General features: G+C 67.9%; 22 protein-coding genes. 12 read left to right on the top strand and 10 right to left on the bottom strand.

What is annotated here, in order from left to right; translation table 11 throughout:
• Positions 1-13 precede the first annotated feature (13 nt).
• From GTH33_RS09000 to GTH33_RS08970, 7 genes are all read left to right on the top strand, one after another.
• On the top strand, positions 14-916 hold the full coding sequence (locus GTH33_RS09000) for an NAD-dependent epimerase/dehydratase family protein (protein WP_163958125.1): 903 nt from the start codon (positions 14-16) through the stop codon (positions 914-916).
• A 43-nt stretch (positions 917-959) separates the two neighbouring features.
• Entirely contained in the window at positions 960-1,202 is a 243-nt protein-coding gene (locus tag GTH33_RS08995; protein ID WP_163958124.1) for an acyl carrier protein, read from the top strand.
• 1 nt (position 1,203) lies between these two features.
• Positions 1,204-2,466, top strand: a complete 1,263-nt coding sequence (gene spt / locus GTH33_RS08990; RefSeq protein WP_163958123.1) for a serine palmitoyltransferase — start codon at positions 1,204-1,206, stop codon at positions 2,464-2,466.
• Positions 2,467-2,579: 113 nt separating this feature from the next.
• On the top strand, positions 2,580-4,478 hold the full coding sequence (locus GTH33_RS08985) for an ATP-binding protein (protein WP_163958122.1): 1,899 nt from the start codon (positions 2,580-2,582) through the stop codon (positions 4,476-4,478).
• Between the two features lie 106 nt (positions 4,479-4,584).
• Positions 4,585-5,781: an LPS export ABC transporter permease LptF gene (gene lptF, locus GTH33_RS08980; RefSeq protein WP_208404188.1), complete on the top strand. Its 1,197-nt coding sequence runs from the start codon at positions 4,585-4,587 to the stop codon at positions 5,779-5,781.
• Positions 5,778-6,869 (top strand): LPS export ABC transporter permease LptG, encoded by a 1,092-nt coding sequence (gene lptG, locus GTH33_RS08975; RefSeq protein ID WP_163958121.1) that lies wholly within the window; start codon positions 5,778-5,780, stop codon positions 6,867-6,869. The genes lptF and lptG overlap by 4 nt, the downstream gene beginning before the upstream one ends.
• A gap of 93 nt (positions 6,870-6,962) precedes the next feature.
• The gene (locus tag GTH33_RS08970; protein WP_163958120.1) at positions 6,963-7,394 is read left to right on the top strand and encodes a hypothetical protein; all 432 of its coding nucleotides are present in this window, start codon (positions 6,963-6,965) and stop codon (positions 7,392-7,394) included.
• A gap of 50 nt (positions 7,395-7,444) precedes the next feature.
• On the opposite strand, the gene GTH33_RS08965 is transcribed toward GTH33_RS08970, so the two are convergent.
• A complete protein-coding gene (locus tag GTH33_RS08965) occupies positions 7,445-8,536 on the bottom strand; it encodes a fatty acid desaturase family protein (protein WP_163959804.1) in 1,092 nt (363 codons plus the stop codon).
• A gap of 142 nt (positions 8,537-8,678) precedes the next feature.
• On the opposite strand from GTH33_RS08965, the gene GTH33_RS08960 reads away from it, so the two are divergent.
• Positions 8,679-9,833 (top strand): N-acetyltransferase, encoded by a 1,155-nt coding sequence (locus tag GTH33_RS08960; protein WP_163959802.1) that lies wholly within the window; start codon positions 8,679-8,681, stop codon positions 9,831-9,833.
• A gap of 99 nt (positions 9,834-9,932) precedes the next feature.
• On the opposite strand, the gene GTH33_RS08955 is transcribed toward GTH33_RS08960, so the two are convergent.
• The 7 genes from GTH33_RS08955 to GTH33_RS08925 form a co-directional block, all read right to left on the bottom strand.
• The gene (locus GTH33_RS08955; RefSeq protein WP_163958119.1) at positions 9,933-10,286 is read right to left on the bottom strand and encodes a HesB/IscA family protein; all 354 of its coding nucleotides are present in this window, start codon (positions 10,284-10,286) and stop codon (positions 9,933-9,935) included.
• A complete protein-coding gene (locus tag GTH33_RS08950; RefSeq protein ID WP_163958118.1) occupies positions 10,286-10,843 on the bottom strand; it encodes an SUF system Fe-S cluster assembly protein in 558 nt (185 codons plus the stop codon). The genes GTH33_RS08955 and GTH33_RS08950 overlap by 1 nt, the downstream gene beginning before the upstream one ends.
• Entirely contained in the window at positions 10,840-12,048 is a 1,209-nt protein-coding gene (locus tag GTH33_RS08945; protein ID WP_163958117.1) for a cysteine desulfurase, read from the bottom strand. Before GTH33_RS08945 ends, GTH33_RS08950 begins: the two co-directional genes overlap by 4 nt.
• Before the next feature lie 262 nt (positions 12,049-12,310).
• A complete protein-coding gene (locus tag GTH33_RS08940; RefSeq protein WP_163958116.1) occupies positions 12,311-13,369 on the bottom strand; it encodes a SufD family Fe-S cluster assembly protein in 1,059 nt (352 codons plus the stop codon).
• Between the two features lie 280 nt (positions 13,370-13,649).
• Positions 13,650-14,408: a Fe-S cluster assembly ATPase SufC gene (gene sufC, locus GTH33_RS08935; protein ID WP_163958115.1), complete on the bottom strand. Its 759-nt coding sequence runs from the start codon at positions 14,406-14,408 to the stop codon at positions 13,650-13,652.
• Positions 14,409-14,518: 110 nt separating this feature from the next.
• A complete protein-coding gene (gene sufB / locus GTH33_RS08930) occupies positions 14,519-16,003 on the bottom strand; it encodes a Fe-S cluster assembly protein SufB (RefSeq protein ID WP_163958114.1) in 1,485 nt (494 codons plus the stop codon).
• Positions 16,004-16,005: 2 nt separating this feature from the next.
• Positions 16,006-16,461, bottom strand: coding sequence for an SUF system Fe-S cluster assembly regulator (locus tag GTH33_RS08925; RefSeq protein WP_163958113.1), 456 nt, complete (start codon positions 16,459-16,461; stop codon positions 16,006-16,008).
• Positions 16,462-16,769: 308 nt separating this feature from the next.
• Between GTH33_RS08925 and GTH33_RS08920 the strand changes: the two genes are divergently transcribed.
• The 3 genes from GTH33_RS08920 (at position 16,770) to GTH33_RS08910 (ending at position 21,467) form a co-directional block, all read left to right on the top strand.
• Positions 16,770-17,798 carry a quinone-dependent dihydroorotate dehydrogenase gene (locus GTH33_RS08920; RefSeq protein WP_163958112.1) on the top strand — a complete coding sequence of 343 codons (1,029 nt, stop codon included), beginning with the start codon at positions 16,770-16,772 and terminating at the stop codon, positions 17,796-17,798.
• A gap of 46 nt (positions 17,799-17,844) precedes the next feature.
• Positions 17,845-19,617 (top strand): gamma-glutamyltransferase, encoded by a 1,773-nt coding sequence (gene ggt, locus GTH33_RS08915; RefSeq protein ID WP_208404190.1) that lies wholly within the window; start codon positions 17,845-17,847, stop codon positions 19,615-19,617.
• Between the two features lie 98 nt (positions 19,618-19,715).
• Positions 19,716-21,467, top strand: coding sequence for an AMP-dependent synthetase/ligase (locus tag GTH33_RS08910; RefSeq protein ID WP_163959797.1), 1,752 nt, complete (start codon positions 19,716-19,718; stop codon positions 21,465-21,467).
• Between the two features lie 435 nt (positions 21,468-21,902).
• Here GTH33_RS08910 and GTH33_RS08905 read toward each other — a convergent pair whose 3' ends face one another.
• Positions 21,903-22,268: an ArsC family reductase gene (locus tag GTH33_RS08905; RefSeq protein WP_163958111.1), complete on the bottom strand. Its 366-nt coding sequence runs from the start codon at positions 22,266-22,268 to the stop codon at positions 21,903-21,905.
• A 133-nt stretch (positions 22,269-22,401) separates the two neighbouring features.
• Positions 22,402-22,632: a hypothetical protein gene (locus GTH33_RS08900; RefSeq protein WP_163958110.1), complete on the bottom strand. Its 231-nt coding sequence runs from the start codon at positions 22,630-22,632 to the stop codon at positions 22,402-22,404.
• Positions 22,633-22,742: 110 nt separating this feature from the next.
• Between GTH33_RS08900 and GTH33_RS08895 the strand changes: the two genes are divergently transcribed.
• Entirely contained in the window at positions 22,743-24,791 is a 2,049-nt protein-coding gene (locus GTH33_RS08895; protein WP_163959795.1) for an NAD(+) synthase, read from the top strand.
• The last annotated feature ends 46 nt before the right edge of the window (positions 24,792-24,837 follow it).

The raw sequence follows: 24,837 nt of genomic DNA, 5'->3' as shown, positions 1-24,837 counted from the left end.
GCGGGCCGGCGATATGACGACGCTCGCGATCACGGGTGCGACCGGCTTCGTCGGCCGCGCGCTCGTCGACCAGGTGATCGCGGCGGGCCACCGGGTGCGGGCGCTGACGCGGCGATCACAAGCGCCGCGCGACGGCGTCGACTGGATCGAGGGTGCACTGGATCGGCCGGGCAGCCTCGCCGCGCTCGTCGACGGGGCCGATGCGGTCGTGCATGTCGCCGGCGTGGTCAGCGCGCCCGATCGCGCGGCGTTCGTCGCCGGCAATGTCGATGGTACGCGGGCGATGCTTGCCGCCGCGGCGGGGGCGGGCGTGCGCCGATTCGTCCATGTCTCGTCCCTTTCCGCGCGCGAACCGCAGCTGTCGACCTACGGCTGGTCGAAGGCGCAGGGGGAAACGCTGGTCGAGCGCAGCGGGCTCGACTGGAGCATCGTCCGGCCGAGCGGCGTCTACGGGCCCGGCGACATGGAGATGCGCGACCTGTTCCGCGCCGCCCGCTGGGGCATCGCGCTGCTGCCGCCGCGCGGGCTGGTGTCGCTGGTGGCGGTGGACGACCTGGCGACGCTGCTGCTGACGCTGGCGACACGCGCAGTGCCGCCGACACTGTACGAGGTCGACGATGGCCATGCGCTGAGCCACGCCGCGCTGGCGCAGGCCATCGGCCGCGCGGTCGGCCGCGACCGCGTGCTGGCGCTGCACCTGCCCCGCCAAGCACTGATGCTGGGCGCGACGCTGGATCGCGCGCTGCGCGGCGACGAAGCGAAGCTCACCGCCGACCGGGTCGGCTATCTCGTCCACCCCGACTGGACCGCCCGGCCGTCGCACCGCCCGCCGCCCGCGCTCTGGACACCGTCCGTCCCGCTGGCGGAGGGCCTTGCCGCAACCGCGCGATGGTATCGCGCCAACGGGCTGCTATAGCGCCGCAACCCTGCCGTATTTGGCCGCCATTCGGATGACCATCATGACCGACCGCACCCAGATCCTCGACACGATCAACGCCCAGATCGAACCGTTCAACAAAAAGGGCGTCGCGCTGACCGAAGCCACCACCTTCCAGGGCGATCTGGAGTGGGACAGTCTGACCGTGATGGATTTCGTCGCGGCTATCGAGGACGAATTCGACATCATCATCACGATGAACATGCAGGCGGAGATCGAGAATATCGGCCAGCTTGCAGACGCCGTCGCCAAGCTGAAGGGCTGACATGACCGAGACCGGCCTGCAGCCCGAGGCGCTCGACATGAACCCGGCGCCGGTCGCGCCGGAACGCGACCTGATGAGCAAGTTCGACGGCCTGATCGCCGAACGCCAGGCGCTGATCGACACCGGCGTCACCGACCCGTTCGCGATCGTGATGGACGAGGTCCGGTCGCCGACCGAGGCGGTGATCGCCGGTCGCGACACGATCCTGCTCGGCACCTACAATTACATGGGCATGACGTTCGACCCCGACGTCATCGCCGCCGGCCATGCCGCGCTGGAACGATTCGGTTCGGGCACCAACGGCAGCCGCATGCTGAACGGCACCTTCCGCGACCATATGGAAGCCGAGGCGGCGCTGCGCGACTTCTACGGCACCACCGGCGCGATCGTGTTCTCGACCGGCTACATGGCCAATCTCGGCATGATCTCGACGCTGGTCGGCAAGGGGGAATACGTCATCCTCGATGCCGACAGCCATGCCTCGATCTACGACGGGTGCAAACAGGGCGTCGCCGAGATCGTCCGCTTCCGCCACAACAGCGTCGAGGACCTCGACAAGCGCCTCGGCCGCCTGCCCGCCGAGGCGGGCAAGCTGGTGGTGCTCGAAGGCGTCTATTCGATGCTGGGCGATATCGCGCCGCTCAAGGACATGGTCGCCGTCGCCAAGAAGCATGGGGCGATGGTCCTGTCCGACGAGGCGCATTCGATGGGCTTCTATGGTCCCAACGGTCGCGGCGTCTACGAAGCGCAGGGCCTGGAGGCGGATGTGGATTTCGTCGTCGGCACCTTTTCGAAATCGGTCGGTACGGTCGGCGGGTTCTGCGTTTCGAACCACCCGAAGTTCGAGGCGATCCGCCTCGCCTGCCGCCCGTATATCTTTACCGCCAGCCTGCCGCCGTCGGTGGTCGCTACCGCTGCGGCGTCGATCCGCAAGTTGAAGACCGCGCATGCCAAGCGCGACCAATTGTGGGCGAATGCGCGCCAGCTGCACGGCGGGCTGAAGGCGATGGGCTTCCGCCTCGGCACTGATGCCCCGGACAGCGCGATCGTCGCCGTGATCCTGGACGACCAGGAACAGGCGGTCGCGATGTGGCAGGGGCTGCTGGAAGCGGGTGTCTACGTCAACATGGCGCGCCCGCCCGCGACGCCCGCCGGCACGTTCCTGTTGCGATGTTCCCTGTGCGCCGAACACAGCGCGGCACAACTCGACACCGTATTGGCCAAGTTCCAAGCCGCGGGACAGGCCGTGGGCGCGATCGGCTGACGCCCCCGCGGGCGCTTTTCAGGCGCCACGAAACGCGTTAGCATCGTTGCCGTGACGCGGGATGACGCCGAGACGGTCCCGGGGGGGCCCTGGGAGGCGACGCAGCCTGGCGGATGATCACGCTGGTCGTGATGGGTCTGCTCGGCGCGGCGGTGCTGGTCGCGCTTATCCTGACGCTGGGAGAGGCCAACCGCCAGCGCGACCGGGCGCTGCAGGCGCAGGCCCATAGTTACGACGTGATGATCCTCGCCCGCACGGTGTCGGGCACGATCGCGCGGTCGGAGGCGTCGCTGGGCCGCTACGTCATCAGCGGCAAGGCGGAGCAGGAACTCGGCCAGATCTATTTCGACCAGTGGCGGCTGGCCGGCACGCAGCTGGGCCGGCTGGAGCGGCTGACGCAGGCGACCGGCGAACAGAGTGCCCGCGTCGCCCAGCTGCGCACCGCCTATATGCAGCGGGGCGCCGAGCTGTCGCTGACGGCGCTCAGCACCACGTATGGCAAGAACAGCCAGGCACTCGCCCGCTATTACAAGGCGCGCCAGTCGCCGACGCTGGCGGCGATCGACCGGACGCTGGATGAGATCATTTCCGGCGAGCGGGCGCTGCTGGATGCCCGCACGGCCGATGCGATGCGCACCGTCGACCGGTCGAGCCGCATCGCCGGGGTGCTCGCGATCTTCGGCGTGCTGATCGTGCTCGGCGCGCTGGTGCTCGGGTGGTTCACGCTTCAGGCGGTCGGCGAACGGGCGCTGGCGCAGGCCGAGGCCGATGCGGAGCGCGAACGTGCCGAAGAGCTGTCGGCGGCGGTAGGCCAGGCGACCGACGAATTGCGGGTGCAGGAAGCCAAGCTGCGCCAGGTGCAGAAGATGGAGGCGGTCGGCCAGTTGACCGGTGGTATCGCGCACGATTTCAACAATATGCTCGCGGTCGTTCTCGGCGGGCTGGAACTGGCGAAGCGTGCCGTCGCCAGCGATCCCGCCGCCGTTGCGCGCCATCTGGACAATGCCGCCGATGGCGCCAATCGCGCGGCGGCGCTGACCCGGCGACTGCTGGCGTTCAGCCGCGAGGAATCGTTGAAACCCGAACCGATCGCGGCGGCACAGCTGGTATCCGGCATGTCGGAACTGCTCGACCGGACGCTGGGCGATGCGATCACCGTCGTCACCCGCAACGAGGCGTGCGGATGGCGGGTGCGGGCCGATCGGGTGCAGCTGGAAAATGCGGTGCTGAACCTGGCGGTCAACGCGCGCGACGCGATGAACGGGCGCGGCCGGATGGTGATCGCGACCGGCATGGCGACGCTGGCCGAACATCAGGTCGATCATTGCGCGGCGGGCGATTATGTCACGCTGGCGGTCACCGACGATGGAACCGGCATGACGCCCGACGTCGTCGAGCGCGTCTACGAACCGTTCTTTACCACTAAGGAGGCGGGCAAGGGCACCGGGCTGGGGCTCAGCCAGATCTTTGCGCTGGTCCGTCAGCTGGCGGGCGCGATCACGATCGATACCGCGCCGGGCAAAGGTACCACCGTCACCCTCTATCTGCCGCGCGACACCGCAACGACCGCGCCGGACCATGCGGCCGTCATCGATATCGCGCCGGCAGAACCGGTCCCGGAGGGCTTGCAGGTGCTGGTGGTCGAGGACGACCCGCGCGTGCTGGCGGCGACGATGGGGGCGCTGGAGGAACTCGGCCACCATGGTATCGCCTGCGATGCGCCCGGCAAGGCAATGGGATTGCTCGCCGCGCATGATGGCATCGACCTCATCATTTCCGACGTCCTCATGCCCGGGCAGACCGGACCGGAAATGATCGCCGGCATCGGCCCGCACTACCCGCACATCGCAATATTGTTCGTCACCGGGTTCGCCGGCGAGGCGAACGCCAGCGAGTTCGGCATGCACCAGCTGCTGCGCAAGCCCTTCACCCTCGTCGGGCTGGAGCGGGCGATCGGCCGGGCGATGGCGAGCGAACGCCCTGCCCCGCCGCAGCAGATCGCGGCCGAGTGACCGGAGGGTATGACCCGGCCGGGTCCAGCAAGGCTTTTCTAGCTGACGCCCGCCTGCCCTGCGCCTATACCGCACGCTTCCCGTCCCGGCCCGAGCCCCTTCCCGCATGACATCCCTCGACCGCTACATGGCCCGGCTGATCGCGCTGCCGTTGTTTTCGACGCTGACGATCGCCGCCATGCTGCTGGTGCTCGACCGCATCCGCCGCCTGTTCGACTTCGTCGCCACGGAAGGCGGCCCGATCAGCGTCGTCTGGCGGATGCTCGCCAACCTGCTGCCTGAATATCTCGGCCTGGGCATTCCGATCGGGCTGCTGCTGGGTATCCTGCTGGCGTTTCGGCGGCTGGCGGCGAATTCCGAACTCGACGTGCTGCGCGCGGTCGGCGTCAGCTATACGCGGATGTTGCGCGTGCCGTTCATGTACGCGCTGATCCTGGCGGCTCTGAACATCGCCATCGTCGGCTTCGTCCAGCCCAAGGCCCGCTATTATTACGAGCAGCTGCGGTTCGAACTGCGCACCGGCGCGCTGGGCGCATCGATCAAGGTGGGCGAATTCACCCATTTTGGCGACCGCATGACGCTGCGCATCGAGCAGAGCCATGACAAGGGCCGCAAGCTGGACGGCATCTTCGTCTATTACAACGACAAGGGCACCAGCTATTCGGTCACCGCGCAATCCGGCCAGTTCCTGGCGACCGACGACCCCAACACGATCATCTTTCGCCTGACCAAGGGCACGCTGGTGCACAAGGCACCCAATTTCACCGTCCCGCGCGTGCTGACGTTCACCAGCCACGACCTGCCGATCCCGCTGCCCCGCTACGAGAATTTCCGCCAGCGCGGCGGCCGCAACCTAGAATTCACGCTGCCGGAACTGGCCAAGCTGGGTCACGCATCGGCAAGCGAGGAACAGCGCGCCAGCAGCCGGTCGGAATTCCATTTCCGGCTGGTCGAGGTGGCGACGATGTTCCTGCTGCCCCTGCTCGCCATCGCCCTCGGCGTACCGCCGAAGCGGTCCAATTCCGGCTTCGGCGTGTTCCTGGCGATCGTGATGATCGTCGCCTATCACAAGGTGAACGAATATGCCGCGTCGATCGGCGAGCTGGGCCGGATAGACCCGCTGGTCGCCCTCTGGGTGCCGTTCTGCATCTTTGCCGGGATCATCCTCTGGATGTATTATCAGATCGCCTACGTTCCCGGCGGCCAGCCGATCGGCGCGCTGGAGCGCGGCTTCTCGAAGGTCTTCAAGCTGCTGACCCGTTACCTGCCCGGCCGGGGTCGCAAGAAGGGAGCCGCGGCATGACCAGCTTCTTTCCGTCGCGGACCGTCGCGATCTACATGGGCCGCATGTTCCTGGTGCGGACGTTCGGCCTGCTCGCCGCGCTGCTGCTGATCCTGCAGACGCTTGACCTGCTCAGCGAATCCGGCGCGATCCTGGCGCATCCCGGCAATACGCAGGCGCAGGTGTGGCAATATGTCGGGCTGCGCGCGCCGCAGATCGTCGCGTTCCTCCTGCCCTTCTCGGTGCTGCTCGGCACGATCCTGACGCTCATCACGATGAACCAGAACAGCGAGGTCATCGCGCTGAAGGCGGCGGGTCTGTCGGCGCATCAGGTGCTCGCGCCGCTGCTCGTCGCCAGCCTGGGTGTCGCCGCGGTCAGCTTCGCGTTCAACGAGCGGATCGTCACGCGCGCCACCGCGACGCTGGACCAGTGGAAGGACGTCGACTACGGCCCGCTGCCGATCGACCGGGGCGAGCGGACCAACGTGTGGGTCCGCGACGGCGACGATCTGATCGCGGTGCAGCAGGTGCGCGGCCGCGGCGAGCGGACGCAGCTCGGCACCGTCACGGTCTACGACCGCACGGGCGGCGAGCTGGTCGCGATCATCCGCGCGCCGCAGGGCCGCCATGCGGGCGATGGATGGGCGATCAGCCCGGCGACCCGCTTCGACGTGGCGACCGGCAAGCTCGCCAACCTCGGCACGGTCAAGGTCGCGCCGGGCGTCCGGCCCGATCAGTTCACGCTTGGCAAGGTCAATCCCGAGGGGCTCGATTTCGCGCAGCTCGCCTCGGCGATCGGCGACCTGCGCGATGCCGGCCGGCCGACCAAGTCGCTGGAAGGCACGCTGTGGCACAAGTTCTCGGGCCCGCTATCGGCGGTGCTGATGCCGCTGCTTGGCGCCGTCGCCGCCTTCGGCATCGCCCGTTCGGGGCAGCTGTTCGTGCGCGCGGTGATCGGCATGGCGCTGGGCTTCGCCTATTTCGTCGCGGACAATTTCGCGCTGGCGATGGGCAATCTGGGGGCCTATCCGCCGTTCCTCGCCGCCTGGGCGCCGTTCCTGCTGTTCCTGCTGATCGGCGAAGCGGTGCTGATCCGGACCGAGGAATAGAATTCCATTTCGGACCTAACGCGTCGTTAATCCCCATCCACTAGGGCTGTCGTAGCGTCGCGGCGACGGATGCCGGGCGGGGGAGACCGTGGGATGATCGTGCCGATTGCCGCAGCGACTGTGGCGAATGCCGTCGAGGCGGTGAAGCGCCGTGGCAGCAATGCCGCCTTCCAACGGATGGTCGAAGCGCAGCGCGCCACGACCCCGCCGGCCGGTCCGCAGGCGCCGTCGGGCGCGGGCGCGACGACATCCGCCGTCACCCCCGGGCAGAAGCTGGATGCGGCGATGGCCGCGTACAAGCGGGAGGCGCAGATGACGCCCGTCGAGCGCGCGCGGCGGGACGTGCTCAAGGACAAGAAGCTGACCGAAGAGCAGATCGCGGCGATGTCGGCAGCCGATCACGAAGCGACTGAAAAGATGATCGCCGAAGAGGTCGCCAAGCGATTGAAGCGGCCCCAGCCGATCCGGACCGACCAGCAAGTGACGGTCGATGCGTTCATCAAGAGACATACGCCAGCGACCTGATCCGATCCGGTCATCCGGTGAAACAGGATGACCGTGATGGCCAAGGTCGCCTAGCGCGGGGTGAAGGTGCTCCGGACGATCTTGTTCACCAGCCCCGGCAAGCCGGTGTAGCTCGCCTTGTGGTAGGGCGAACCCTGGTCCAGCGCCGCGGTGATGCGGCGATGCGCTTCGCCCAGCGCATGATACGGCAGGCTCGGCAGCAGATGGTGGAGCGCATGATAGCGCAGGCCGACCGGTGCCCATAACGCAGGCAGCATCGATGGCGGCGGCACGTTGACCGAATCGAGATATTGCGCGGTCACCGACATCGGCTCGCCATCGTTTTCCCATAGATGCGCGACCAGCGTGCGGACCTGGTTCACCACGGCGACGCCCGACCCGATCGCCAGCCCGATCAGCACCGAACGCAGCGGGAAGACGTCCGTCGAGGTCAGCACGACGACGGCGATCGCCCACAGGCTGGCGGCCGTTTCGACCCGGTTCCACATCGATCGCGCGTCGCCTTCCGGTGCACGCCGGCGGAACGAGGGATTGATGGCGAGCGCGGAATAGCGTTCCATGACGATCGTGCGCAGCTTCGGCGACAGCAGCGATACCGGCGACAGGATCGCGTAGCGGATCAGCAGGCCCACCGGCGCCAATGCCGAGATCACGACGAATACCGGCAGCGTCCACGGCTTCATCAGCGCGAGCGGCAGGTATTCGGGGTCTTCCGACGTGCCATAGCGCGTCTTGGCGTGGTGCAGATTGTGCACCCCTTCGTACATGAAGCTCGGCACGAGCATCGGCACGCCGACCAGCGCGTTCCACAGACCGCGGAAGCGGGGCAAGGCGCTGTGCTTCATATGGCTGACTTCGTGGATGAAGCTCAACGCGCGGTACAGCGCCAATGCCGATACGATGGCGGCCAGCACGACCCAGCCGGTGCCGCTGACGGTCACCGCAACGGCGAGCGCGCCATAGCCGATCGCGGCCGACGCGATCAGATCCGCCCAGTAGATACGCGGACGCGGCGCGATCAGGTCGCGGGTCAGTTCGGCGGCGGTACGCAGCATCGCCTTGTCGTCCGCGATCCGCTGGCGCACCGGGCGCGTGGCGGCATCGGCGACGGGCGCGCGCGAAAGGGTCAGCGAGCTATCCATGGCGTGTTCCATTGCCCCAAGATAGTGGCGACAGCGTGGCATTTACAGGCGGCGGCCATGCAACGTTGCGATCACTGATGACGGAATCGTCACTCGCATCATGCGCCCGACCTGCTAGATCGCGTCGCCAAAAGGGAGGCCTATCTTGAGCGACCTGACGATCACGCCCGTCACCACCAAGCGCGAACGCAAGGCGTTCGTCGATCTGCCGTTCCGCCTCTACAAGGACGATCCGCACTGGGTGCCGCCGCTGAAGGGCGAGGCGCTGGGGCTGATCACCCCGGAGAAGAACGGCTGGTACAGCCATGCCAAGGTGCAGCTGTTCCTGGCCCATGAAGGCGGGCGCGTCGTCGGTCGCATCTCTGCGCACATCGATACGCTGGCGCTGACGATGCCGGCTGCGCAGGGCTTCGGACCGGGCGTCGGCCAATGGGGGCTGATGGATGCGGAGCGCGAGGACGTGTTCGTGGCGCTGCTGGCGAAGGCGGAGGAGTGGCTGCGCGGTCAGGGCATGACGCGGGCGTTGGGGCCGATCTCGCAGTCGATCTGGGAAGAACCCGGGCTGCTGGTGCAGGGCTTCGACCATCCCCCCACGATCATGATGGGCCATGCCAAGCCGGACTATCAGGGATGGATCGAGCGGGCCGGCTACACCGAGGTCAAGCAGCTGTTCACGTACGAACTGGACATCACGCAGGAATTCCCGCCGATCGTGAAGCGGATCATCAAGTCCGGCGAGAAGAACGAGCGGATCGTCGTCCGCGAGGTCGACAAGCGCAGGTTCGAGGAGGAGGCGGCGATCATCCTGTCGATCCTGAACGATGCGTGGAGCGACAATTGGGGATTCGTGCCGCTCACCCCGCCGGAGATCAAGGATGTCGGCGTCAAGCTGAAGCCGATCGTCTTCAACGACCTGATCCGCATCGCCGAGCTGGACGGCAAGCCGGTGGCGTTCATGATCACGCTGCCCGACCTCAACGAGCCGATCAAGCCGCTGAACGGATCGCTGCTGCCGTTCGGCTGGGCCAAGCTGTTGCTGTGGCTGCGCCGCCCGAAGGTGCGGACGATGCGGGTGCCGTTGATGGGCGTCGTCAAGGAACTGCAATCGTCGCGGATGGCGAGCCAGCTCGCCTTCATGATGATCGAGTATATCCGCCGTGCGTCGGTGGAGCGGTACGGCGCCAGCCGCGGCGAGATCGGCTGGATCCTCGATGACAATCAGGGGATGCGATCGATCGCCGAGACGATCGACAGCCGGGTGAACAAGGTCTACAATGTGTACGGCAAGTCACTGTAAAAGGCGGCTTTTTATCCGTCACCGCAAGCGTGGCGACGCAATCCGGAGCGTCCTAGTCCGTGACTGGATCGCTTCGCTACGCCCGCAATGACGACGAGATCACACCGTGAAGCTTTCGCCGCAGCCGCAGGCGCCCTTGGCGTTCGGATTGGCGAAGACGAAACCGGCGGTGAAATCATCCTCGACCCAGTCCATCGTCGATCCGACGAGGTAGAGGATCGATCCGCCATCGACGAACAGGGTGCCGCCCGGCGTTTCGATCCGTTCGTCGAACGGCTTGGCTTCGGTGACATAGTCGACCGAATAGGCGAGGCCCGAACAGCCGCGCCGCGGGGTCGACAGCTTGACGCCGATCGCCCCGTCGGGTGCGCGCGCCATCAGGTCGGCGATACGCGCGTCGGCGTTCGCAGTGAGGATCAGGGGCGCGGGGCGCTGGCGTAACGTGGTGGCCATCAAAGCATTCCCAACTCTAGTTTCGCATCGTCGGACATCTTCTGCGGGTCCCATGGCGGGTCCCAGATCAGGTTGACGTCGGCAAAGGCAATGCCCGGCACCGCGGCGACGCGCATCTCGACCTCGGCCGGCATCGATTCGGCCACCGGGCAATGCGGGGTGGTGAGGGTCATCATCACCGTCGCCTGTCCGCCATCGGTGATCTCGACGCCGTAGATGAGGCCGAGATCGTAGATATTGACCGGAATTTCGGGGTCGTAGATCTCCTTCAGTGCGTCGATGACGGCTTCGTAGAGCGCGCCGCCGGGTTCGCCAGGCGCCTCGCCCTGCGGCTTCTGCTGGAGGAAGCCCGACAGATAGTCGCGCTCGCGGCCTTCCGCTTTGGGGGTATCCGCCCCCGCGCCATCCGCCCCGGTGCCATCCGACCCGGCCCCTTCCGACCCGGCCCCTTCCGACCCGGCGTGGTCCACCCCGGCGTTGTCGACGACATCCTCGACCCGCGCCCTGGGCGGCGGGGTGACCGCGTCGACTTCCTCGATACGGAATGTATCGCTCATCCGAATATCCTCGTTACCCGTTCGACGCCGCGTACCAGCGCCTCGATATCCTGCGGCCCGTTATAAACCGCGAAGCTGGCGCGTGCGGTGGCGTCGACGCCGAGCGCCTCCATCAACGGCTGTGCGCAGTGATGGCCGGCGCGGATCGCCACGCGTCCTTCGTCCAAGATGGTGCCGACGTCGTGCGGATGCACCCCCTCCACCGCGAAACTGACGATGCCGGCGCTGTCATCCGGCCCGAACAGGCGGACCGAATTGAGCGAGGACAGCGCCGCGCGGGCATCGCGGACCAATGCGGTTTCGTGGGCGTGGATGCGATCGATGCCGATCCCCTCGACATAGTCGATCGCCGCGGCGAGGCCGAGGCCGCCGACGATGTGCGGCGTCCCCGCCTCGAACCGCCCCGGTGGCGGGGCATAGGTGGTGCGCGCGAAGCTGACGCGGTCGATCATCGATCCGCCGCCCTGATACGGCGGCATCCGGTCCAGCAATGCCCCCCTGCCCCACAGCACGCCGATCCCGGTCGGGCCATACAGCTTGTGCCCGGAGAAGACGTAGAAATCGCAGCCGATCGCGGCGACGTCGACGGCGATGCGCGGCACCGCCTGGCACCCGTCGAGCAGGATCTTCGCGCCGACCCCGTGCGCGAGGTCGGTCGCGCGCTTGGCATCGAGCACCGAACCGAGGACGTTGGAGACATGGGCGAGCGCGACCAGCTTGTGCCGATCGGTCAGCATGCTTTCCATCGCGTCGAGGTCGATGCGATGGTCGGGCGTGAGCGGCACCACGTCGATGGCGGCGCCGACGCGTTCCGCCGCCATCTGCCACGGCACGATATTGCTGTGATGCTCCAGCATCGACAGCAGGATGCGGTCGCCCGCCTTGAGCTGCGTCGCCGCCCAGCTGTGCGCGACGAGGTTGATCCCCTCCGTCGCGCCGCGGACGAACACGATCTCGTCCGGGGTGGTCGCTCCGATGAAGCGCGCGACCTTCTGGCGGGCCGCCTCATAGGCGAGCGTCATGTCGGCGCTGCGCTGGTACACGCCGCGGTGGACGGTGGCGTAGGTCTCGGCATAGCCGCGGGTGATCGCATCGATCACCGCCTGCGGCTTTTGCGCGGTGGCGGCGGTGTCGAGATAGGCCCAACCATCCGGGATGGCGGGGAAATCGGCGACGCGGTCGAGCGCGGTTTCCGGGGCGATCATGCGGCGGGTTCCATCGCGCGGAAGTTGCCGAAGTTGACACTACGTCCGCGTGGGAATCCTCCCTCGCCCAATGCCGCCGGGATGAGCGCGGCGTGCGGGACGGCCGATGGCATTGCACCGGTACAGGCGGGCTGCGTGCGGCACAGCCGGGCTTTCGGCGTTGCCCGGCGGCGGCCGGGGTCCGGTCGTGAAAGCATCGGCTGGCGGCCGATCATGGCTGGCTCGCCACCGGACACCGGACCCCGTCGGGGACCACGATCGGTCACAACGTTTGCTCCAGCCATGCATCCGCGTCCGCCGCGAACGTGTCTCGCACGGTGTCGTCGGCGATGCGGTCGAGCGCGTCGGCGACGAAGGCGCGGGTCAGGAGGGCTTTCGCGCGGGGTTCGGGGATGCCGCGGCTCTGCATGTAGAACAGGGCGCGATCGTCGAGTTCGCCGATCGTCGCACCATGCGCGCATTTCACGTCGTCGGCGAAAATCTCCAGCTCGGGCTTGAGGTTCACCGTCGCGGTGCGCTTCAGCAACAGACCGCGGAGCGACTGTTCGCCGTCGGTCTTCTGCGCGTCGCGCGCGACCTCGACCGCGGCGGCGAGGCTGACGGTGGAGCGATCGGCGGCGACGGCGCGCCAGAGCTGGTGCGACTGGCCATTGGGCGCGGCATGGCGCACGCGCACCGCGCATTCCTGGCGCTGGTCGTCGCGGGTCAGCAGCGCACCGCCGAGTTCGGCATAGGCGCCATCGCCATTGAGGGTAAGCGCCGCGTCGAGCCGGGTACCGGCCCCCGTCGCGCCCAGCGCCACCGAGACGAAGCTGGCGGCTTCGGCGATGCTCACTTCGTCGCGGGTCGAGACGAAGCCGGCCGACTGGACGACGCGGACGGCCCGCATGACGCGGGCGCCCTTGCCGAGGTCGAAGCGGGTCAGCGTATTGGTCCAGCCGGCGCCGGTGAAGCTCTCGACCAGCGTCAGCACCGCGTCTTCGCCGAGGGTGATGACGAGCGGGGTATGGCTATCTTCGCCGGCGTTGACGCGGGTGATCTCGATCGCCGTGACGGTGCGGGGGGCGAGCGTGATGCGATGGCCCCGGCCCGAGGCGAAGCGGGCGAGCGCATGGTCGCTGGCGACGGTGTCGTCGGCGATCGCCAGGTCACCGGTCCGCTCGATCAGCGCGCCGCCGACGAACACGAGGCGTGCGGCATCGGCGAGGATCGGGTCGGGCGTTGCGATCGCCGCGGCCGGGAGGGCGCGTGCGGCCTCGATCGCGGGCATGTCCGCCCAGCGGAAGGCTTCCTCGCGGGTGGTGGGGAGGTCGAGGGTCATGCTGCGGCTCTGGTCGGAGAGAGATTATCACGCGAAGACGCGAAGACGCGAAGAGAAGACGATGTTTCACGCGGAGGCGCGGAGGCGCGGAGAAGAAGGGGAGGAGAAGAAGAGAGGATGATTGCGCCTGCGGCGCGTGGCTTCTTCTCGCCCGTCAGGGCTATGTCATGATCGTTAGCGATGATCCGCGGGACCGCACCGCGTGCGACGCACCCTCCGCGCCTCCGCGCCTCCGCGTGAACCACCCTCTTCGCAACTTCGCGGTTGCGCGTGAACATCATCACGCAGCCACCCCCGCATAGCCCTCGCGCTCCAGTTCGTGCGCGAGGTCGGCGCCGCCCGAACGGACGATGCGGCCATCGGCGAGGACGTGGACGAAATCGGGCTGCACGTAATCGAGCAGGCGCTGGTAGTGGGTGATGAGCAGCACCGCCTTGTCGGGCGCGCGCATGATGCGGTTGATGCCGTCGCCGACGATGCGCAGCGCGTCGATGTCGAGGCCGCTGTCGGTTTCATCGAGGATCGCGAACTTCGGGTTGACGATGCCCATCTGAACCATCTCATTGCGCTTCTTCTCGCCGCCGGAGAAGCCGACGTTGACGGGACGCTTGAGCATCTCGGCATCCATTTCGAGGCTTGCCGCCTGCGCGCGGGCGAGCTTCAGGAATTCGGCGCCCGACAGCGGCTTCTCATCGCGCGTCGCACGCTGCGCGTTCAGCGCCTCGCGCAGGAACTGGACGTTGCTGACGCCGGGGATTTCGACCGGATACTGGAAGCCGAGGAACACGCCCGCCGCGGCGCGCTCGTTGGGGGCGAGTTCGAGCAGGTCCTGGGGTTGTCCGTTTTCAGGGGCAAAGGTGATCGAGCCTTCGGTCACCTCGTAACCGGGACGACCGCCGAGGACATAGCCGAGCGTCGACTTGCCCGCGCCATTCGGGCCCATGATCGCGTGGATCTCGCCCGCGTTCACTTCGAGCGAGAGTCCCTTGAGGATCGGCTTGCCGTCGATTTCGGCGTGGAGGTTTTCAATCTTGAGCATCTTTGATCCGTCTTAAATCGATAAACTGTCGCGGCCTTCGGACGCCTGCCCTCTTGACCTCGTCATTCCCGCGAAGGCGGGAATGACGGAGGACAGCGGGGCGGCGGCGGTCACCCCACGCTGCCTTCAAGTGAAATCCCCAGCAGCTTTTGTGCCTCGACGGCGAATTCCATCGGCAGCTGTTGCAGCACTTCGCGGGCGAAGCCGTTGACGATCAACGCCACCGCGGCTTCCTGATCGAGGCCGCGGCTCATGGCGTAGAAAAGCTGGTCTTCGCTGATCTTCGACGTCGTCGCCTCGTGCTCGATCTGCGCGCTCGGGTTCTTGACCTCGATGTACGGCACGGTGTGGGCGCCGCACTGGTCGCCCAGCAGCAGGCTGTCGCACTGGGTGAAGTTGCGGACGTTCTCCGCGGTCGGGCCGACGCGGACGAGGCCGCGATAGGTGTTGTCGGAGCGGCCGGCGCTGATCCCCTTCGACACGATGGTCGACCGGGTGTTCTTGCCCAGATGGATCATCTTGGTGCCGGTGTCCGCCTGCTGGCGGTTGTTGGTGACGGCGACCGAGTAGAATTCGCCGACCGAGCCGTCGCCCGCCAGCACGCAGCTGGGGTATTTCCAGGTGATCGCGCTGCCGGTTTCGACCTGCGTCCACGACACCTTGCTGTTCTTGCCCTGGCAGAGCGCCCGCTTGGTGACGAAATTGTAGATGCCGCCGACGCCGTTTTCATCGCCCGGATACCAGTTCTGGACGGTCGAGTACTTGATCTCGGCATCGTCCATCGCGACCAGCTCGACCACGGCGGCGTGGAGCTGGTTCTCATCGCGCATCGGGGCGGTGCAGCCTTCGAGGTAGCTGACATAGCTCCCCTTGTCGGCGACGATCAGCGTGCGTTCGAACTGGCCGGTGTTTTCGGCATTGATGCGGAAATAGGTCGACAGCTCCATCGGGCAGCGAACGCCCTCGGGAATGTAGACGAAGGTGCCGTCGGAAAAGACCGCGCTGTTGAGCGTGGCGAAGTAATTGTCGCGCTGCGGCACGACCTTGCCCAGCCACTTGCGGACCAGATCGGGGTATTCGCGGATCGCCTCGCTGATCGAGCGGAAGATGACGCCGGCAGCCTCCAGCTCCTTGCGGAAGGTGGTGGCGACGCTGACGCTGTCGAACACCGCGTCGACCGCGACGCGGCGCTTGGGGTTGCCGTCCGCATCGAGGTCCTCGACGCCGGCGAGCATCTTCTGCTCGGCGATCGGGATGCCGAGCTTTTCGTAGACGCGCAGGATCTCGGGGTCGACCTCGTCCAGCGACCCCAGCTTGGGCTTCGCCTTGGGTTCGGCGTAGTAATAAGCGTCCTGATAGTTGATCGGGGGCACGTTGAGCTTGGCCCAGTCCGGCGCCTCCATCGTCTGCCACAGGCGGAACGCCTTAAGCCGCCAGTCGAGCATCCATTCGGGCTCGTCCTTCTTGGCGCTGATGTAGCGGACGGTGTCCTCGCTCAGCCCCTTGGGCGCGAAGTCCTGTTCGATGTCGGACGAAAAGCCCCATTCGTAGGTCTTGGAGACGGCCGCATAGGCCTCTGCGTTCTTGGTCGCCATGGTTACACCTGTTCGCCGATAGGGGCGGGAATGGGATCGTGAGTGGGGGTAGGCGCCCGGGACAGGCGGGCGAGCGATACGCCGGCAAGCGCGCCGCGAACCGCTTCGTTGACGACGCCCCAGTGCGGGCGGACCTGGCAACTGCCCTCGATAGCGCAATCGTGACGGCTGCCCTCGACGCACGAGGTCATCTGGATCGGCCCTTCGACCGCCTCGATGATGTCGGCGAGGCTGATCGCCGCGGCGGGGCGCGCGAGGCGGAAACCGCCGCCGGTGCCGCGCGCGCTTTCGATCAGGCCGGCGCTCGACAGGCGACTGACCAGCTTCTGCGCGGTCGGCAGCGGCACACCGGTTTCCTCGGCGAGCAGGGTCGCATTCAGTCGTGCCGCGCCACCGCAATGGCGCGCGGCGGCGGACATCATGACGACCGCATAATCGGCTAGGCTGCTGAGGCGCATCGGCTCCGAACTGGGTTGTCGCGGCCGGCCTGTTGAGAACGGCTCGCAAATCGGATCAATTCGATCCGATTGCCAGATAGGCTTTTGTGCGCTGCGGTCAATGGGGAGCGTAACGCTACACCTGTTCCGTCATCCCGGCGAACGCCGGGACCCATGGATACGATCGGCAAATGACAGCGCCACTCAGCAGCCGTGTGCGTCCATGGGTCCCGGCGTTCGCCGGGATGACGGTTGTAGGTATGAGCGTATGTGCGCATGCGGGACGCGCGCTTTGACCTTCGCCGGCCGCGATGCGATGGGCGATCGCCATGTCCTATGCCCTTCGCCCGCTACTCTTCGCCCTCGATGCCGAGCGTGCGCACGCCCTGACGCTGAAGGCGCTGGGCGTGCGGGCGACGCTGCCCTACCCCGCCGCGAAGGCGAATGCCCGCCTCGCCACCCGGATCGGCGCGCTGACGTTCGCCAATCCGCTCGGCGTCGCCGCCGGCCTCGACAAGGACGGGGTGGCGATCGCGGGGTTGTTCGGGCTGGGCTTCGGCGCGGTGGAGATCGGGACGCTGACGCCCCTGCCCCAAGCCGGCAACCCCAAGCCGCGGCTGTTCCGGCTGGTTGCGGATCGTGCGGTCATCAACCGGATGGGGTTCAACAACGGCGGGCTCGAGGCGGGACTGGCGCGCGCGCGGCGCGCGACGCGCGGCACCGGCCGGCTGGGCATCAACGTCGGCGCCAACAAGGATGCGGCCGACCGCGTCGCCGATTACGTCGCGGGCGTCACCGCCGCCGCGCCGATCGCCGACTATGTCACGATCAACATCTCATCGCCCAATACGCCGGGGCTGCGCGACCTGCAACACGGCGCGGCGCTGGACGACCTGCTGGCCGCGTGCACAGCGGCGCGGGGAGACACGCCCCTGTTCCTGAAGGTCGCGCCCGATCTGGATACGGCGGCGATCGACGGGATCGCACGCGCGGCGATCGCGCATCGGCTGGATGCGATCATCATGGGCAACACCACCGTCTCGCGCCCGCCGCTGCGATCGCCGCACGCCGACCAGACCGGCGGGCTGTCGGGAGCGCCGCTGGCGGTGCTGGCGCGGCAGCGGCTGGCCGACGTGCGCAGCGCGACTGGCGGCGGCATCGCGCTGATCGCGGCGGGCGGGATCGACAGCGGGGCGGAGGCCTATGCCCGCATCCGGGCGGGCGCGAGCCTGGTGCAGCTGTATTCGGCGCTGGTGTTCGAGGGGCCGGGCCTCGCGCGGCGCATCCTCGCCGCCCTCGACGCCTGCCTCGTCCGCGATGGCCATGCGAGCATCGCCGATGCCGTAGCGGCGGGGTAGCACAAGCGGGTTGCCCTCGCCGGACCAGCCGTTAGGCTTTGCGGCGATGAAGACACTGTTGATCGCGATCGCCCCCCTGCTGGCGAGCGTCCCGCCCGCCGCCCATGCGGCCGGCAGCCCGCCCGTCGCGCGCCAACATGCCAAGGCGGCCGCCGGGGCGCCGGGCATGGTCAGCGCCGCCGATCCGCGGGCGGCCGCGGCGGGGGTCGAAATCCTGAAGGCGGGCGGCAGCGCCACCGATGCCGCGATCGCGACGATGCTGGCGCTGAACGTCGTCGAGCCGCAGAGTTCGGGCATCGGCGGCGGCAGCTTCTGGGTCAGCCATGCGGCGAAGACGGGCAAGGTCACGACGATCGACGCGCGCGAAACCGCCCCCGCCGCCGCCGACGGCAAATGGTTCTACGACGCGAGCGGCCAGCCGCTGAGCCATCCGAACGCGGTGCCGGGCGGGCGCAGCGTCGGCGTGCCGGGCGCGCTGCGCGGCATGGCGCTGGCGCATCGACAGGCGGGCAAGCTGCCCTGGGCCAGATTGTTCGAACCGGCGATCCGGCTGGCCCGCGACGGCTTTCGCGTCAGTCCGCGTTTCCGGCATTCGGGCGAATCGTTCGGCGACCATTTGACGCCGGAGGCGATTGCGACCTTCACCGTTCCCGCCGACGGCATCCTGCGCAATCCGGCGCAGGCGGCGCTGCTCCAGCGGATCGCCCGCCAGGGGCCGGACAGCTTTTATGTCGGGCCGCAGGCGGCGAAGATTGTCGCGGCGGTGAACGGCGCGGCGCGCAACCCGTCGAAGATGACGACCGACGACCTTGCCAGCTACGACGCCCGCCCCCGCGACACGATCTGCGTGCCGTACCGCAGCTACAGGATCTGCGGCATGGGGCCGCCGTCGTCGGGCGGGATCACGGTGATGATGATCCTGAAGCAGCTCGAACGGTTCGACATGGGCAAGCTCGGCAAGGAATCGCCCGTCGCCTGGCACCTGTTCGCCGAATCCTCGCGCCTCGCCTATGCCGATCGCAACCTGTACGTCGGCGACCCCGACTATGTCCGCGTGCCGGTGAAGGGCATGCTCGATCCCGCCTATCTCGCGTCGCGATCCGCGCTAATCTCGCCTGATGCGACGATGGCGAACGTCACCGCCGGCACGCCGCCGGGCGCGCCGGCCCGCACCCCCGCCCCGGTCAGCGAGGTGGCGGGCACCACCGACCTTGCCGTCGCCGATCGCGACGGCAACGTGGTCGAGGTGACGACCACCGTCGAAGGGCCGTTCGGATCAGGCCTGGTGGTCGACGGCACGGTGCTGAACAACCAGCTGACCGATTTCGACATCGTGCCCGTCGCCACGGGACCCGCCGGCGCGCCGTATCTGGTCGCCAACCGGGTGGAGGGCGGCAAGCGGCCGCGCAGTTCGATGGCGCCGACGATCGTCTACAATGCCGACGGCAGCGTGCGGCTGGCGGTGGGCGCGGCGGGCGGATCGACGATCATCGCACAGATCGCCAAGGCGCTGGTCGGCGTGCTCGACTGGAATTTGTCGGCCGAGGACGCCATCCGGCTGGGCCTCGTCTACGCCCCCGGCGCGGTCGCGACGCTGGAGGCGGGGACGCCCGCGGCGACGTTGCAGCCGGCCCTCGTCGCGCTTGGCGAACGGGTGCAGGTCGCGCCGATGGGGCTGAAGGCCAATGCGATCGAATGGCGGCAGGGCCGCTGGATCGGCGCCGCCGACCCGCGCAGCGAGGGCGTCGCGATCGGCGAGGATGGCGTCATCGCCCGCCCGACGCCGATGGCGCCGGTCGCCAACCGCCCGTCCGAATGACATGACGACGGCGGCCCGATGAGCGCCGCCGCATCAGGAGAGCCCCGTTGACCCAGTCCCCCGCGCGCAGCCTCGAACCCTTTCCCAACCTCGTCACGATGTTCTTCACGCGCGCGCGGGAAAAGGGCGATGCGCCGTTCCTGTGGGCGAAGATCGGCGGAACGTGGACGGCGACCAGCTGGGCGGAGGCGGCGCGACAGGTCGCCGCCCTCGCCGCCGGGCTGAAGGCGGCCGGCATCAAGCCCGGCGACCGCGTGATGCTGGTGAGCGAGAATCGCCCGGAATGGTGCATCAGCGACCTTGCCATCATGGCGGCGGGCTGCATCACCGTGCCGACCTACATCACCAACACCGAACGCGACCACGCGCATATCATCGCCGATTCGGGCGCGTGCGCGATCATCGTGTCGACCGAAAAGCTCGCCAAGACGCTGTTGCAGGCGGTGCTGCGCTCCAACCGCGGACAGACGGTCATCGGCATCGATGCGATGCGGGCGCCGCAGGGCAGCATCGACTTCCACGACTGGCGCACGCTGATCGCCGACCATCCGACCGACCCGGCGGTGGCCGAGGCGCAGGCGACCTTCCAGCGCGACGACCTCGCCTGCATCATCTACACCAGCGGCACCGGCGGCGCGCCGCGCGGGGTGATGCAGCACCATGGCGCGATCCTGCACAACGCCAAGGGCTGCGCGGCGGTGATATCCGAGGATTTCGGTTGGGACGACGAGGTGTTCCTGTCGTTCCTCCCCCTCTCCCACGCCTATGAACATACCGGCGGGCAGCATTTCCCGATCGGACTGGGCGGCCAGATCTATTATGCCGAGAGCCTCGACAAGCTGGCGGCGAATATCGAAGAGGTGCGCCCGACGATCATGTTCGTCGTGCCGCGCTTGTTCGAGGTGCTGCGCACGCGGATCAGCAAGGCGATCGAGAAGCAGGGCGGCATGTCGTCCTATCTGCTGGCGAGGGCGCTCGATATCGGCGCAAAGGAAAACGACGGCCGTGTGCGGCTGGTCGACCGGCCCGCGCAGCTGCTGGTGCGCACGCTGTTCCGCCCTAAGATCGCGAAGAAATTCGGCGGGCGGATGAAGGCGATGGTGTCGGGCGGTGCGCCGCTGACGCCGGAGGTCGGGCTGTTCTTCCAGTCGCTGGGCGTCACCTTCCTGCAGGGCTATGGCCAGACCGAGGCGGCACCGGTGATATCCTGCAACCGGCCGCGGGCAGGCATCCGCATGGATTCGGTCGGCCCCCCGCTGGACGATACCGAGGTGGTGATCGCGCCCGACGGCGAAATCCTGGTGCGCGGCGAGCTGGTGATGCACGGTTACTGGCGCAACGAGGCGGAGACGGCGCGCGTCCTGAAGGACGGCTGGCTGCACACCGGCGACATCGGCGAGATCGACGCCAAGGGGCGGATCAGGATCACCGATCGCAAGAAGGACCTCATCATCAACGACAAGGGCGAGAACGTCGCGCCGCAGAAGGTCGAGGGCATGCTGACGTTGCAGCCCGAGATCGTGCAGGCGATGATCGCCGGCGACCGCCGCCCCTATATGGTCGCACTGGTGGTGCCCGACCCGGACTGGACGCAGGAATGGTGCGCGGCGAACGGCACGTCGTGCAAGTTCGAGAAGCTGGCCGAAAACAGCGCCTATCGCACCGCGATCGGCCAGGCGATCGAGCGGGTCAACAAGGACCTGTCGGTCACCGAGCGCATCCGCCGCTTCGTGCTGGCCGATGCGCCGTTCGCGATCGAAAACGAGCAATTGACGCCGAGCTTGAAGATCCGCCGCCATGTGATCCGCGGCGTGTACGGCGAGCGGCTGGAGGCCTTGTACAAGGCGTAGTGCGGCGCGGGATGACGGGATTGGTGCGCGTGAAGGTCGCGAGGAAGGTTCGGTTCACGCGGAGGCGCGGAGGCGCGGAGAAGAAGTAAGAGGGCTGGCGATGGGGCGCCGGGCGCCGGGCGCCGGGGCGTGGCCGCGGGAGTAAGCCGGGCGCCGATCACGCACGCCATTTTTCGTCATCCCGACGTACGTCGGGACCCATGGTCGCGGTGCGGTCGGAGGGTCGGGACCGACGCTGCCGTCAGCGTGCCCGTGGGTCCCGACGTACGTCGGGATGACGGATCAGGAGTGAGCGCACCGAGGCCACGGGTCCGACATGCGTCGGATGACGGATCAAGGGTGGGCGCACCACACCCCCCGAACGCGACACCTCCGCGCCTCCGCGCCTCCGCGTGAACCAAACTGTAATCGACGAGCGCGCGAGAAGGCCCGGTCCTATTCCACCGATCCGGACGGCGCCTGGAACCGCTCCGCCCATGCGTCGGGCTTGAAGCCGACCAGCAGGACGTCGCCCCTTTCGATTACCGGGCGTTTTACCATCGACGGCTGCGCCAGCATCAGTGCGATCGCCCGATCTGCGTCGAGTCCCGTTTTGTCGGCATCGGGCAGCTTGCGGAACGTCGTGCCGGCGCGGTTGAGCAAGGCTTCCCAGCCGAGGCGGTCGACCCAGCGCCGCAGCCGCTCCGCATCGATCCCGGCGGTCTTGTAATCGTTAAAATCATAAGTGACGCCCGCCGCATCCAGCCAGGCCCGCGCCTTCTTCACCGTGTCGCAATTCCTGATCCCGTACACCGTCGTCATCGCCACGCTCTCCCTCGCCCCGGACTTGTGCCGGCGTCCGCTGCGCCGCGGGCGTGCGGCCGGCGGTGCGCGCGATGCCCTTGCCGGCCGGTGGCCCCCGGCACAAGTCCGGGGCGGCGCCCCCCCCCCTGCCTCAGCCCATGCCTTGCGTTCGCGCCCCGGCGATCATGCGGCGGGCGATCGCACGGACCGCATCGTCGTCCTTGGTCCCGTCGCGTGCAGGATCGCCGAGGTGGTCGAGGCTGCCCTCCAGATGATCGAGCAGGCCGGGGTGCTGTGCCTCGACATATTCGATCGTCTTAAACAGCAGATGCTCGACCGCGATTTCGCGGCGGCGGGCCTGGATGGCGGTGTCGTCGGTCATGCTATGCTCCCGTGATGAGCATGGTGGAACGCGCGACGACGCGGATCGCACCGCGGCGCCTGCACGTTGCCCGTGGCACCGGCCGGCCAACCCGGCTAGCAAGATACGCGATGACGCACGCCTTCCACTCGATCCACCGCCACCAGATGGTCCGCGTCGCCGCCGCGACCCCGCTCGCCAGCGTCGGCGACATCGCCGCCAATGTCGCCGCGACGGTGGCGATGGCGCGCGATGCGGATGCGCGCGGGATCGACCTGGTCGTGTTTCCCGAACTCAACCTGACGTCCTACGCGATCGACGACCTGCACCTGCAATCGGCGCAGCAGCGGGCGAGCGAGGCGGCGCTGCTGGCGGTGGCGGAACAGACCGCCGCGCTGGCGCCGGTGCTGCTGGTCGGCGTGGCGCTGGTCCGCAACGGACGGCTGTACAATTGCGCCGCCGCGCTCGCCCGCGGTCGCATCCTTGGCGTGGTGCCCAAGAGCTTCCTGCCCAATTACCGCGAATATTACGAGAAGCGCTGGTTCGCCCCCGGGCTGGGCCTGCGCGACCTGACGATCGGCATCGGCGATGCGCAGGTGCCGTTCGGCCCCGACCTGATCTTCGCCGCCGACGACGTGCCGGGGTTCGTCGTCCATGCCGAGATCTGCGAGGATTATTGGGCACCGACGCCGCCCTCCACCGCCGGCGCGCTGGCGGGGGCGACGGTCTGCTGCAATCTCAGCGCGTCCAACATCGTCATCGGCAAGGGTCGCGAGCGCATGCTGCTGGCGCAGGCGCAGTCCGCACGCACCGCCTGCGCCTATGTCTATTCCGCCGCGGGGCCGGGGGAGAGCACCACCGATCTCGCCTGGGACGGACAGGGCCTGATCTACGAATTGGGCGATCTGCTGGTCGAATCGCGGCGCTTCGAGCAGGCGCCCGAACTGGTCGCCGCCGACATCGACCTGGAACGCATCGTGCAGGAACGGCTGCGCAACGGCACGTTCAACGATGCGGCGGCGGCGGCGGGGCATCCGGAAACGCGGTTCCGCCGCATCGGCTTCGCGCATCGCCCCGCCCTGGCCGACGTCGGGCTGGAACGGCCGGCGCAGCGCTTTCCCTTCGTTCCCGACGATCCCGGCCGCCGCGACGAGGATTGCTACGAAGCCTTCAACATCCAGGTCGAAGCGCTCGCCAAGCGCCTGTCCGCGACGCAGTCGAAGACGCTGGTCATCGGCGTGTCCGGCGGCCTCGATTCGACGCATGCGCTGATCGTCGCGGCAAAGGCGATGGACCGGCTCGACCGGCCGCGCAGCGACATCCTCGCCTTCACCATGCCCGGCTTCGCCACCGGCGAGGCGACCAAAGGCAATGCCTGGGCGCTGATGCGCGTGCTCGGCTGTACCGCGGCGGAGATCGACATCCGCCCCGCCGCGCGCCAGATGCTCGCCGACATGGACCACCCCTTCGCCAGCGGCGAACCGGTGTACGACGTGACGTTCGAGAACGTGCAGGCGGGCCTGCGCACCGATTACCTGTTCCGCCTCGCCAACCAGCGCGGTGGCATCGTGCTCGGCACCGGCGACCTCAGCGAGCTGGCGCTCGGCTGGTGCACCTATGGCGTCGGCGACCAGATGAGCCATTATGCGGTCAACGCGGGCGTGCCCAAGACGTTGATCCAGTTCCTGATCCGCTGGTGCATCCGCGAACGGCAATATGACGCGGCGACCAATCAGGTGCTGTCGACCATCCTGTCGCAGGTGATTTCGCCCGAACTGGTCCCGGCCGATGCAGAGACCGGCGCGATGCAGAGCACCGAATCGATGATCGGGCCGTATGCGCTGAACGACTTCTTCGCGCATCACGTCGTGCGCCACGGGCTGGCGCCGTCCAAGATCGCGTTCCTCGCCTGGCATGCGTGGCGCGATGCGGCGGCGGGCGCATGGCCAGAGGATTGTCCGGCCGAGGCGCGCGTCGCCTACGACCTGCCGACGATCAAGCATTGGCTGGAGCGCTTCCTCGTCCGCTTCTTCCAACTCAGCCAGTTCAAGCGGTCCGCCATTCCCAATGGTCCGAAGGTGTCGGGCGGCGGCGCGCTCAGCCCGCGGGGCGACTGGCGGGCGCCATCGGACGGCACCGCCGCCATATGGCTCGACGAGTTGCGGCGAAACGTTCCCTAGACCGTCCGGTACAATATTGCGTTTGCGTTCTTAAAGGCGCAATATG

The organism is Sphingomonas insulae, from assembly GCF_010450875.1.
In the GTDB taxonomy this organism is placed as follows: Bacteria; Pseudomonadota; Alphaproteobacteria; order Sphingomonadales; family Sphingomonadaceae; genus Sphingomonas; species Sphingomonas insulae.
The sequence above is the reverse complement of the archived record's forward strand: the minus strand, read 5'-3'. Positions and strand labels throughout refer to the sequence as shown.